This window comes from Rhizobium sp. L43 (genome assembly GCF_002531725.1).
Lineage (GTDB): Bacteria > Pseudomonadota > Alphaproteobacteria > Rhizobiales > Rhizobiaceae > Rhizobium.
In genome coordinates this window covers 447,109-458,870 of record NZ_NWSQ01000005.1, presented here as the reverse complement: position 1 = coordinate 458,870, position 11,762 = coordinate 447,109, and the positions used below count along the sequence as shown (strand labels likewise).

The 11,762-nt window shown below is 62.3% G+C and carries 11 protein-coding genes; 7 read left to right on the top strand and 4 right to left on the bottom strand.

Features of this window, described 5'->3' with window-relative positions:
* Positions 1–232 precede the first annotated feature (232 nt).
* The gene (locus CO667_RS09310; RefSeq protein ID WP_097618080.1) at positions 233–1,114 is read left to right on the top strand and encodes a 3-hydroxybutyryl-CoA dehydrogenase; all 882 of its coding nucleotides are present in this window, start codon (positions 233–235) and stop codon (positions 1,112–1,114) included.
* Positions 1,115–1,292: 178 nt separating this feature from the next.
* Here CO667_RS09310 and CO667_RS09305 read toward each other — a convergent pair whose 3' ends face one another.
* Positions 1,293–1,955 carry a TlpA disulfide reductase family protein gene (locus CO667_RS09305; RefSeq protein ID WP_097618079.1) on the bottom strand — a complete coding sequence of 221 codons (663 nt, stop codon included), beginning with the start codon at positions 1,953–1,955 and terminating at the stop codon, positions 1,293–1,295.
* 26 nt (positions 1,956–1,981) lie between these two features.
* Between CO667_RS09305 and argH the strand changes: the two genes are divergently transcribed.
* The 4 genes from argH (at position 1,982) to CO667_RS09285 (ending at position 7,836) form a co-directional block, all read left to right on the top strand.
* On the top strand, positions 1,982–3,385 hold the full coding sequence (argH, locus tag CO667_RS09300; protein ID WP_097618078.1) for an argininosuccinate lyase: 1,404 nt from the start codon (positions 1,982–1,984) through the stop codon (positions 3,383–3,385).
* Positions 3,386–3,541: 156 nt separating this feature from the next.
* A complete protein-coding gene (locus CO667_RS09295; protein ID WP_003543301.1) occupies positions 3,542–3,736 on the top strand; it encodes a lipoprotein in 195 nt (64 codons plus the stop codon).
* Positions 3,737–3,747: 11 nt separating this feature from the next.
* Complete coding sequence (gene lysA / locus CO667_RS09290) at positions 3,748–5,016, top strand: diaminopimelate decarboxylase (protein WP_097618077.1); 1,269 nt, start codon at positions 3,748–3,750, stop codon at positions 5,014–5,016.
* 165 nt (positions 5,017–5,181) lie between these two features.
* Positions 5,182–7,836, top strand: coding sequence for a TIGR02302 family protein (locus CO667_RS09285; RefSeq protein WP_097618076.1), 2,655 nt, complete (start codon positions 5,182–5,184; stop codon positions 7,834–7,836).
* A 113-nt stretch (positions 7,837–7,949) separates the two neighbouring features.
* On the opposite strand, the gene CO667_RS09280 is transcribed toward CO667_RS09285, so the two are convergent.
* The 3 genes from CO667_RS09280 to CO667_RS09270 form a co-directional block, all read right to left on the bottom strand.
* The gene (locus CO667_RS09280) at positions 7,950–8,309 is read right to left on the bottom strand and encodes a response regulator (protein WP_018495840.1); all 360 of its coding nucleotides are present in this window, start codon (positions 8,307–8,309) and stop codon (positions 7,950–7,952) included.
* Between the two features lie 215 nt (positions 8,310–8,524).
* Positions 8,525–9,067 (bottom strand): hypoxanthine phosphoribosyltransferase, encoded by a 543-nt coding sequence (gene hpt / locus CO667_RS09275; protein WP_097618075.1) that lies wholly within the window; start codon positions 9,065–9,067, stop codon positions 8,525–8,527.
* 132 nt (positions 9,068–9,199) lie between these two features.
* Positions 9,200–9,853, bottom strand: coding sequence for a hypothetical protein (locus CO667_RS09270; RefSeq protein ID WP_097618113.1), 654 nt, complete (start codon positions 9,851–9,853; stop codon positions 9,200–9,202).
* A gap of 205 nt (positions 9,854–10,058) precedes the next feature.
* On the opposite strand from CO667_RS09270, the gene ftsE reads away from it, so the two are divergent.
* Together ftsE and CO667_RS09260 are read left to right on the top strand one after the other, a co-directional pair.
* A complete protein-coding gene (gene ftsE, locus CO667_RS09265) occupies positions 10,059–10,718 on the top strand; it encodes a cell division ATP-binding protein FtsE (protein WP_003567051.1) in 660 nt (219 codons plus the stop codon).
* Positions 10,711–11,724, top strand: a complete 1,014-nt coding sequence (locus CO667_RS09260; RefSeq protein ID WP_097618074.1) for an ABC transporter permease — start codon at positions 10,711–10,713, stop codon at positions 11,722–11,724. The genes ftsE and CO667_RS09260 overlap by 8 nt, the downstream gene beginning before the upstream one ends.
* Positions 11,725–11,762: the final 38 nt, after the last annotated feature.

The following is an 11,762-nucleotide window of genomic DNA, read 5'->3' as shown; positions in this document are numbered from 1 at the left end:
GGAGGCGCCGATCTTCCAGGTTGCCGACTACGGACTGGTCGCCGATCTGTTCGAAGCCCTGCCGGAATTGCAAAAGGTGCTCTAGGCGCGCCAAATGCTTTTCTTTCGCACTTGCGAATGACTGGAAAATTATCTTTTATCGGTCTACTACTGCTGCCGGGCGATCATTCGTCCGGCAGTATTGCAAAAAAATGCGGCAGCGCGGGGGCGAATGCCGTGTGGGGGTTTGGAGATGAATGCGGTGTTGAAGAATATTGGGATTATCGGTGCCGGCCAGATGGGCTGCGGCATCGCACATGTTTCGGCCGCCGCAGGTTACAGGGTTCACATCTACGATCTCTCGCAGGACCGCATCGAATCCGGCCTTGCCACCATCAACGGCAACCTCGCCCGCCTGGTGACGAACGGCAAGATGACCGAAGAGGAACGCAAGACGACCTTGTCGCTGATCTCGGGCTCGTCCGATGTCAACGATCTCGCCCCCTCCGATCTCGTCATCGAGGCCGCCACCGAGGATGAAACGGTCAAGCGCAAGATCTATACGCAGGTTTGTCCGGTCCTGAAGCCGGAAGCGCTGCTTGCCACCAACACCTCTTCCCTTTCCATCACCCGGCTTGCTGCCGCCACCGACCGCCCCGAACGCTTCATGGGCATACATTTCATGAACCCGGTGCCGGTCATGAAGCTGGTCGAACTGGTGCGCGGCATTGCCACCGATGAGAAGACTTTTTCCGCTGCCAAGGAATTCGTCGGCACGCTGGAAAAGACCATCACTGTCGCCGAGGATTTCCCGGCCTTCATCGTCAACCGCATCCTGCTGCCGATGATCAACGAGGCAATCTACACGCTCTATGAAGGCGTCGGCACGGTCGATGCCATCGACACGGCGATGAAGCTCGGCGCCAACCATCCGATGGGGCCGCTGCAGCTTGCCGATTTCATCGGCCTCGACACCTGCCTGTCGATCATGCAGGTTCTGCACGACGGTCTGGCGGACTCGAAATATCGCCCCTGCCCGCTGCTGGTGAAATATGTCGAAGCCGGCTGGCTCGGACGCAAATCCGGCCGCGGTTTCTACGATTATCGCGGCGACGTGCCGGTCCCGACGCGGTAAGTAGACATCATCAGAACGGGCGAATAGACCCAGCGCCCGCGAAATGCTTTCCTTGCCGGGAACGGGAGGAAACGCCATGTCGACCGAAACACCCATGTTCCTGCTGCAATGCTGCGTCCTGATCGGAATTGCCGGCGTCTTCCTCATGAGAGGAGATGGGGACTCCTGATCGACGTCGTTACGACCCGATCGCACCCTTGATCAGCGCCTTGGCATCTTCGCTATCCCAGGCGGCCGGGCCGTTCATGGCGGAGATCAGGCAGCCCTTATCGTCGAGCAACAGCGTCACCGGCAGGCCGAAGGCAAGACCTTCCTTCTTCAGGCTGTTGAAGACGCCGATCGTATTGTCGCGGTAAAGCTGCAGCGCATCGACGCCGGTTTCAGTCAGGAAGGTCTTCGGCTTCTCGTCGTCGCCGGTGTCGATATTGACCGGCACGACTTGGAACCTGTCACTGCCCATCGCCTTTTCGAGTGCGTTCAGCGCCGGCATTTCCTCGCGGCAGGGCACGCACCAGGTGGCCCAAAGATTGAGAAGCACGGTCTTGCCGGCGAAATGGTCGAGCGTCAGCGGCTTGCCGTCCGGCCCGTTGAAGGAAACCGCCGTCAGCTTGCGCGGCTCGGTGGCGGCAACCATGGCGGCCACCTGCCCCTTCATCAGCGGTGTCAGATTGGCGGCACGCTCCTTCGCCAGCGAGCATTCGGCCGAAGCGCTGCTGCCCATCCCATTGCCAATCCCCGTCTCCTTCACGTATACCGCTGCCGCACCTGCAACGACACCTGCGACGGCGGCGATTGCGATCAATTTTCCGGACGGCAGGCCGAAGGGTTTTTTCGTCGTCATTTCATTCTCCAGGACGGGCATCTTCCATGGCCGAGAACAACACGGACACCAAATCCTCCAACCAGATGTGGGGTGGGCGCTTCGCCTCCGGCCCGGACGCGATCATGGAGGAGATAAATGCCTCGATCGGTTTCGACAAGAAGCTATTCGCCCAGGACATCCGCGGTTCGATTGCCCACGCGACCATGCTTGCCCATCAGGCGATCATTTCATCAGACGATAAGGACAAGATCGTTCACGGGCTAAACACGATCCTGTCAGAAATCGAAAGCGGCAATTTCGAATTCTCGCGCCGGCTCGAAGACATCCACATGAATATCGAAGCGCGCCTTGCGACGCTGATCGGATCGGCGGCCGGCCGGCTGCACACTGCCCGCTCGCGCAACGATCAGGTGGCGCTCGACTTCCGCCTCTGGGTGAAGGAAGAGCTCGAGAAGACCGAAAGGATGCTCACCGGCCTGATCGCCGCCTTCCTCGACCGCGCCGAGGAACATGCCGAAAGCGTCATGCCGGGCTTCACCCATCTGCAGACCGCCCAGCCCGTCACCTTCGGCCATCATTGCATGGCCTATGTCGAAATGTTCGGCCGCGACCGCTCGCGCGTGCGCCACGCCATCGAGCATCTGGATGAAAGCCCGATCGGCGCTGCCGCCCTTGCCGGCACCGGTTATCCGATCGACCGCCACATGACCGCCAAGGCGCTGGGTTTCCGCGAGCCGACCCGCAATTCCATCGACACGGTCTCCGACCGCGACTTCGCCATCGAATTCCTGTCGATCGCAGCGATAACGGGCATGCACCTGTCGCGGCTGGCGGAAGAGATCGTCATCTGGTCGACCCCGCAATTCGGTTTCGTCCGTCTCTCCGACGCCTTCTCCACAGGCTCCTCGATCATGCCGCAGAAGAAGAACCCGGATGCCGCCGAACTGGTGCGCGCCAAGACCGGCCGCATCAACGGCTCGCTGGTGGCGCTGCTGACAATCATGAAGGGGCTGCCGCTCGCCTATTCCAAGGACATGCAGGAAGACAAGGAACAGGTCTTCGACGCGGCCGAGAGCCTGGAACTGGCAATCGCCGCCATGACCGGCATGGTGCGCGACATGACCGTCAACACCGCGCGCATGAAGGCGGCGGCCGGTTCCGGCTATTCGACTGCGACCGACCTTGCCGACTGGCTGGTGCGCGAAGCGGGCCTGCCCTTCCGTGATGCCCATCACGTGACCGGCCGCGCCGTGGCGCTTGCCGAAAGCAAGGGCTGCGACCTTGCCGAGCTGCCGCTCGCCGAGCTGCAGGCGATCCATCCTGATATCACCGACAAGGTCTACGACGTGCTGACCGTCGAGGCCTCGGTTGCCAGCCGCAAGAGCTTCGGCGGCACGGCGCCGTCTGAAGTGCGCAAGCAGATCGCCTTCTGGCGCGCCCGCAACTGATGCGTACGGGGCGGGGCGAAAAGCCGCCGCGCCCTTCCTTCAGGACGCGGAAAGACCGTCCAACAATCAGGGTGCACAAGGCGGATAAACTTCGATATGAAGATGTCCATCATTCGAGCTGAATGATGCCAGCACATGCCGCAGAAGAGGATATCCATGCAGAAGAGCTTGCCGCACCTCGTCCGCCTGACGGCCGTTCTCGCCGTCATCGGCCTTGCCGTTGCCGGATGCGGGCGCAAGGGCGACCTCGATCCGCCGAGCGCTGCGGCAACCAAGGAAGGTGACGTTTCCAAGCCGACGAAACAGCCGGGAACCGTTGATAAGCCCTTCCTTCTCGACCCCCTTCTTTAAGGCTTAAGCCCGTGAACCATTTCGAATACCGCGACGGCATCCTTCACGCCGAGAACGTTCCCGTTCCCGAGATCGCCAAGGCGGTCGGCACGCCCTTTTATGTCTATTCCACCGCGACGCTGGAGCGCCATTACCGCGTCTTTTCCGAAGCCTTCGCCGACATGGATTCCATGGTCTGTTATGCGATGAAGGCGAATTCGAACCAGGCGGTGCTGAAGACGCTGGGCCGCCTCGGCGCCGGCATCGACGTCGTGTCGGAAGGCGAGCTGCGCCGCGCGCTTGCCGCCGACATTCCGGCAAACCGCATCATGTTCTCAGGTGTCGGCAAGACGCCGTCCGAGATGGATTTCGCTCTTGAAGCCGGCATTTACTGCTTCAACGTCGAATCCGAGCCTGAGCTCGAAATCCTCAACCAGCGCGCCGTCAGCGCGGGCAAGAAAGCGCCGGTCTCCTTCCGCATCAACCCTGACGTCGATGCGAAGACGCATTCCAAGATCTCGACCGGCAAGAAGGAAAACAAGTTCGGCATCTCCTGGGAGCGCGCCCGCGCCATCTACGCCCACGCCGCCAAGTTGCCGGGCATCGAGGTCACCGGCATCGACATGCATATCGGCAGCCAGATCACCGAATTGCAGCCCTTCGACGACGCCTTCAGGCTGCTGCACGATCTTGTCGCGACGCTGCGCGCCGACGGCCACACCATCGATCACGTCGATATCGGCGGCGGTCTCGGCATCCCCTATAAGGACGACAACAATCCGCCGCCGCTGCCGGATGCCTATGCGGCAATCGTCAAGAACCAGCTGCGCGGCCTCAACTGCAAGATCATCACCGAGCCCGGCCGGCTGATCGTCGGCAATGCCGGTATCCTGGTGACGGAAGTCCTTTATGTGAAGGATGGCGGCGAAAAGACCTTCGTCATCGTCGACGGCGCGATGAATGATCTCATCCGCCCCACCCTCTACGAGGCCTATCACGAGATCCGACCGGTGACGATTTCGGCCGCGAACGCCCCACGCATCCGCGCCGACGTCGTCGGTCCCGTCTGCGAGACCGGCGATTATCTGGCGCTCGACCGCGAGATGGCGATGCCGAAGCCCGGCGACCTGATGGCCGTCAGCACGGCCGGCGCCTACGGCGCGGTCCAGGCCGGCACCTATAACAGCCGCCTGCTGGTGCCCGAAGTGCTGGTCAAGGGCAGCGATTTCCATGCGATTCGCCCGCGCAGAACCTATGCCGAGCTGATTAGCCTCGACTCCGTTCCGGCCTGGCTGGACTGAACAAGCCATCACTTTTTGGCGAATAACCGTGAAAAGCCAGTATTGCCGGCCGCTCGCCCTCGCCTTCGCCACAAAGAGTGTTATCCTTTCGTTCATGAGCGTATTGCCCAGCAATCGCCGGAAGCGCCCTCTGTTCCAGAACGCCAGATCGCGGAGACCGGACCGATGACAAGCCTCTCAAGGCAGAAGAAAGGTGCATTTGCGCTCCGTCCGTCGCTGGCCCGGCTGGTGACGACAAAACGCCTGCTGGCGCGCTTTGTGCTGTTTTTCGAGCAATTGTTGCCGCCTTTGCTGCCGGTGCTCTCCGTCATCGCCTTTTACCTCTCCGCCTCCTGGTTCGGCGTCTTCCGCAGCGTGCCGGACTGGCTGCGCATCCTGCTGCTGATCGCCTTCGCCGCGGCTTTTCTGGTCTCGCTCCTCCCCTTCCGCAGCCTGCGCTGGCCGAGGATCGCTGAAGCCGACCGCATGCTGGAAGAACGCAACGGCCTGCCGCACCAGCCGGTCACCGTCCAGGAAGACGAGCCGGCCTTCGATACGCCCTTTGCCCGGGCGCTCTGGCGCGAGCACCAGACCCGTATGGCGGAAAAGATCGCCGCCCTCGATGCCGGCCTGCCGCGGCCTGATATCGCCGCGCATGACCGTTTCGCCCTGCGCGCCGTGCCGGCGCTGCTGCTGGTCACCGCCTTCGCTTATTCGCTGTCGATCAATGGCGGCTCGATCGCCGATGCATTGCAGGCGGCACCCGAGCAGGTGGTCAGCAATCCGGCGGTGCGCATCGACGCCTGGGTGACGCCGCCTTCTTATACCGGCCGCGCCCCCATCTATCTGACCGCTGACGGCAGCGAGCAGGCGCCGATCGGTATTCCGCAGTTTTCAAGCCTCACCGTACGGGTCAGCGGCGGGACGACAGCCGAAAAGGTGGTGTTCCGCAAGGCAAACGGCGAAGCGCAGGATATTGCTGTGCAGGCGGATACCAAGCCGCAGCAGCCGGCGGCGTCGGGCAGCGAACAGCCGAATACAGCCGCAGCCAGTCCGGCTCTCGTCGCGCAGACGCATATGATGAAGCTCGAGGAGAGCGGCGCGCTCGAAGTCAACGGCCGCCGCTGGAGTTTCAACATCCTTCCCGACAAGGCGCCTGAGATCGCCTTCGACGGCCTGCCGAAGCGCAGCGTCAACGGCGCGCTTGAAATCGGCTTCACCGTCAAGGACGATTACGGCGTCCAGGAGGCGCATGCGGAGATCGTTCCCCTGGAAAACGATCCGACGGCAACGCCGCTCTATCCGCTGCCGGAATACCGACTGGACATTCCCCGCCGCAACGCCCGCGACGCCAAGGGCGTCACCAGCCGCAACCTGACCGAACACCCGCTTGCCGGCAAGCGGGTGCGTGTCACGCTCGTCGCCAAGGATGCTGCCGGCCAGACCGGCCGCAGCCCGCCGCATGAGATGGTGCTGCCGTCGCGACCGTTCAACGAGCCGCTTGCCGCGGCCGTCGCCGAGGAACGGCAGGTTTTCGCGCTCGACACCCGCAAGATGCCGCAGGCGATCGCGCTGAACGAGGCGCTGACCATCCGTCCCGAGGAGACTATCCCCAAGCTGACCAACTACCTGCTGCTGCAATCCGCCTTGACGCGCATGAAGCTCGCCAGGGGTGAGGAGGCGCTCAAGGATACGGCCCAGTATCTCTGGGAGATCGCGCTCGGCATGGAGGACGGCGATCTTTCGCTTGCCGAGCGCAAGCTGCGCGAAGCCCAGCAGAACCTTGCCGACGCGTTGAACCGCAACGCTCCGGACGAGGAGATCAAGAAGCTGATGGACGAACTGCGCAAGGCGATGCAGGACTATATGACCGAGCTCGCCCAGCGTATGCAGAACGCGCCGATGCAGCCGAACCAGAACGCGCAGAACATTCTGCGCCAGCAGGATCTGGAACGGATGATGGACCAGATCGAGAATCTCGCCCGCTCCGGCAATCGTGACGCAGCCCAGCAGATGCTGTCGGAATTGCAGCGCATGATGAACAACCTGCAGGCCGGCAGGCCGCAGCGCGGCCAGCAAAGCCAGGAAAACAGCGAGGCCCGCAAGCAGATCGACAAGCTCGGCGAGATCCTGCGCGATCAGCAGAAGCTGATGGATCAGACCTTCCGCCTCGATCAGCAGCTCAGGGACCGCATGCAGCGCGGCGAGCCTGAAATGGGCGAGAACGATCCGCTGCTCGACGAGATGAACCCCGGCGAGAACGGCGAACCGCAGGATCAGCAGCAGGGCCAGCAAGGCAAAGACGGCCAGCAGCCTTCCGACCAGATGACCGCCGAGCAGCTGCGCGAGGCGCTGAAACAGCTGCGCGCCCAGCAGGATGCGCTCGGCAGGCAACTCGGCGAATTGCAGAAGAAGCTCGGCGAGATGGGCATGAAGCCCGGTCCGGGCTTCGGTCAGGCGCAACGCGAGATGGAAGGCGCCGGCCGCGAACTCGGCCAGGGCCGCGGCCAGCCGGCCCTCGAGGGCCAGGGCCGCGCGCTCGAAGCACTTCGCCAGGGTGCCCGCGACATGATGAACCAGATGATGCAGGCGCAGCAGGGCCAGCAAGGCCAGGGTCCGAACGGCCAGATGAGTCAGGGTGGCGACCAGAATGGCCGCGACCCGCTCGGTCGGCCGCGCCCCCCGGGACCTGAATTCGGCGACAACAGCGTCAAGGTCCCCGACGAGATCGACGTTCAGCGCGCCCGAGAGATCCTCGACGCGATCCGCGAGAAGCTCGGCAACAATCCGCCGCAGGAAATGGAACGGCGGTATCTCGAACGATTGCTGGACATCCAGTAGGCCTTACGGCCACCGCGCTGGAGCAAGGATTTCGGCCGGATCGGCCTCAAATCCGAATCGAAGGAAGTGAGCGGGATAGCGCCCGAAAACCGCTCACAGTTTTTACCATCACTTTAAGCGACGAGCGCCCGGGCGACCGCCTTGCGGATATCGGGAAGCGCGAATGGTTTGGCGACGACGTCGATGATCTTTTCGGCAAGGTCGTCGGCCCGTTCGCGCTGTTCGGCATAGCCGGTCATCAGCAGGATTTTCAGGCTGGGAAAAGCGTCTTTCGCCTGATGAGCCAGTTCGATGCCGTCCATGACAGGCATGCGGATATCTGAAAGCAGCAGATCGTAGACCCCGTCCTTGAGCTTCTCCAGGCCCTCGGCCCCGTCAGCCGCCTCATCGGTCTCGTGGCCATCAAGCCGCAGGGCTCGGGCTACGAAAGACCGCAGGGAGTCCTCGTCTTCCGTGATCAGAATTCTTGCCATATGTGCATCGCTCCGTGTCAGCCCCGCGACGGAAATCATCAGGATTTCCTTTTCGATCGGTAAAGATGAGGAAGCGATGGACGAGATGGTTAACAACCCGTCTCGAACGGCAAGATAACGCTGCGCGTCTTTCAGACGCTCGGGGAATGCCGCAACGCCTTGAATTGCTGAATCATTTATCCCCGAGAGTCCGACCTCAGGGATGATGCAGCCGCTCAGGCGTCCCCGGTCACCACGCCGACGAAAGGCAGTTCGCGAAAGGCATAGGCGACATCCATGCCGTAACCGACGACAAAATAGTCCGGGCATTCGAAGCCGACATAATCGGCCTCCAGCTTTTCCTTGCGCTTGACGCGCTTGTCGAGCAGCACGGCGATGCTGACGTTGCGCGCCCCGCGCTCGAACAGCAATTCCTTGGCAAAGAGCAGCGTCCGGCCGGATTCGAGGATATCGTCGATCAGCAGGACGTCGCGGCCATGGACGTCGCTGTCGATGTCCTTGACGATACGCACGCCCTGCGAGACCGTGCCGATGCCGTAACTCGACAGAGTGATGAACTCGACCTCCGGGGCAAGCCCGCTATCATGCAGGGCACGGATCAGGTCGGCGGCGAAGATGAACGAACCCTTGAGCACGGCAATGACGAGCAGGTCCTTGGTCGGGCCATTGGCGATCTCCCGCGCCATCGAATGATTGCGCTCGGCGATCTGCTCGGCGGTGAAGAGCGGCTCGATATTTTTTCCGCGCACGACAGGCATAAGGGCTTGCTCCATGAAAAGAAGGGTAAGCCGTTAGCACATATGCGGCCTTGAAACAGCCTCGCCACTGAAATTTAACGGGATTGGCGCGACCTGTGGCCGGAAAGTCGGCCATGACAGATCCCGGATTTTCTACGGCAGGAACGAAAGCCGGATCTCCGGCATTTTTCCGCCGGCATGCTGGACGCGAGCCGAGAAGCCCCGGCTTTGGCCGCTGTAGATGACATCGGATGGCGGATTGATGACGATGCTTGCGGTCAGTCGCTCATCGGTCACCAGATCGGCACGGATCGGCTGCACCGTCTGCGTCGTGCCGCTGTCGTTTTCAATGATGCCGTTGATGACCAGCACCCGCATCCCGTTCGCATCACGCGGCGTCACCGTGACATGGGTGAAATGCAGCGGCGCGCCGGAAGTGGCTCGCTCGCCGGAAAGGCTGGAAAAACCGCCCGCAAGCCCGAAGACGAGGACGATGAGCGCCAGCACCAGCGCGGCGAAACTGCGCATCGACGCGCGCTGCAGCCAGGATTCCAATGTCTGCAGAACGGAAGCGGCCATCGCCGGCATGAGAGGCGGCTGTGCAGCCTGTGCCGCGGCCATGCGCTTGCGGTTGTCGTTATGGGTCCTGGCATTGAATTCCCGAGGCCGCACTTTGCCGAGAGTCACGAATTCGGCGTCGGAAATATCGGCAGGACGCGCCGCGCGGTACGGGCGGGCAGCAGGTTCCGGCGGCAGGAAATCATAGACCTGGCCCGGCGTCCGGCGGCTGAAGGAGGATGCTTCCATGGCGGCTGCCTCGCAGATGTCCACATGGTTTCGATGCCAGGAGAAATCTGGCATTGAAACGAATCCTCCTCAGTCGTAAATTTTAATGGTTAATGCTTCGCAAAGACCGCCATCAAACAGGCGCCTTTCCAGCAAAATTTACCGGCTGTTAACCCTGTTGGTTAACAAGTCACGCGGTGAAACCAAGAACAGACTGAGCTGCCCGTTGATCCACTTCGAGAATGTCGGTTTGCGCTATGGCATGGGCCCGGAGATTCTCCGGGACCTGACCTTCGACATTCCGAAGAAGTCCTTTCAATTCCTGACGGGCCCATCGGGCGCCGGCAAGACGTCGCTGCTGCGGCTGCTCTTCATGTCGCTGCAGCCGACACGCGGCCTGATCCGCATGTTCGGCCGCGACATTTCCGAAATCCCCCGCCCGGAGCTGCCGCTGCTGCGCCGCCGCGTCGGCATCGTCTTCCAGGATTTCCGTCTCCTCGACCATCTCACCACCTATGAGAATGTCGCTTTGCCCTTACGCGTACGCGGCAAGGATGAGAGCTCCTACAAGACCGATGTCCTGGAACTGTTGAAATGGGTCGGCCTCGGCGAACGCATCAACGTGCTGCCGCCCGTGCTCTCCGGCGGCGAGAAACAGCGCGCCGCGATCGCCCGGGCGCTGATGGACCGGCCGGAAGTGCTGCTTGCCGACGAACCCACCGGCAATGTCGACCCGCCGATGGCCAAGCGCCTGCTCAATCTTTTCCTCGAGCTGAACCGCCTCGGCACCGCCGTTGTGATCGCCACCCATGACCTGGCGCTGATGGAACAGGTGGAAGCCCGCCGCATGATCCTCTCGGGGGGGCATCTCGATATCTATGACTGAGCCTCCATCCAGAAACCGAGACACCGCGCCTGGCAAGGCGGAGCAGAAGCGGCCGGAAATGCGCGTGCGCCCGACCGCGCCGATCCTGCCGCCGTCCAACATCCAGGGCAGTGCGTTGATGGTGGTGATATCGATCATGGCCTTTCTCGCCTGCCTGACGCTCGGCGGCGTCAGCATGGTGCGCTCGACGGCGGCAAGCTGGGAGAGCCAGATCTCCCGCGAGATTACCATCCAGATCAAGCCGGACGACAATCTCGACATGGAAAAGGCGCTGACCCAGGCGCGCGACCTGGCGCTGACCTTCGTCGGCACCAAGAGCGGCCAGATCGTCGACGAGGCGGCGACCGCCCGCCTGCTCGAACCCTGGCTCGGCCCCGGTCTCGATCTCAAGGATCTGCCCGTCCCCCGCCTCGTCATCATCACCATCGACGAGAGCAATCCGCCGGACTTCGATTCCATGCGGGCGCTGCTCAAGGACAGCATCCCGCAGGCGACCCTCGACGATCACCGCACCTGGGTCGACCGGCTGGTGTCCATGGCGCATACGACTGTCATGATCGGCACCGGCATCCTGCTGCTGGTTTTCACGGCGATGGTGCTCACCGTCGTCTTCGCCACGCGCGGCGCGCTGTCGGGCAACCGTCACGTCGTCGAAGTGCTGCATTTCGTCGGCGCCGAAAGCTCCTTCGTCGCCACCGAATTCCAGAAGCATTTCCTGAAGATCAGCCTCAAGGGCTCGGCGATCGGCAGCGCCCTTGCCGCGCTGTTCTTCGCCAGCGCCGGTTTCTGGCAGAGCCGCACCCTCGCCACCCCGGAAACCGACCAGGCAACCGCGCTCTTCGGCACCTTCTCCGTCGGTGTGCTTGGTTATGCCGGCATCTTCGCAACGATGATCGTCATCGCGCTCCTGACCACCTTCACCGCACGGCTGACCGTCATGCGGACGATCTACGAAATCGATACACTACGCTCGGACCCGACACGCACCGACGGCATTGCGAGTTGATCGTAACCATGCCGTTTTGCCATGAAAGCGTCTGTTCC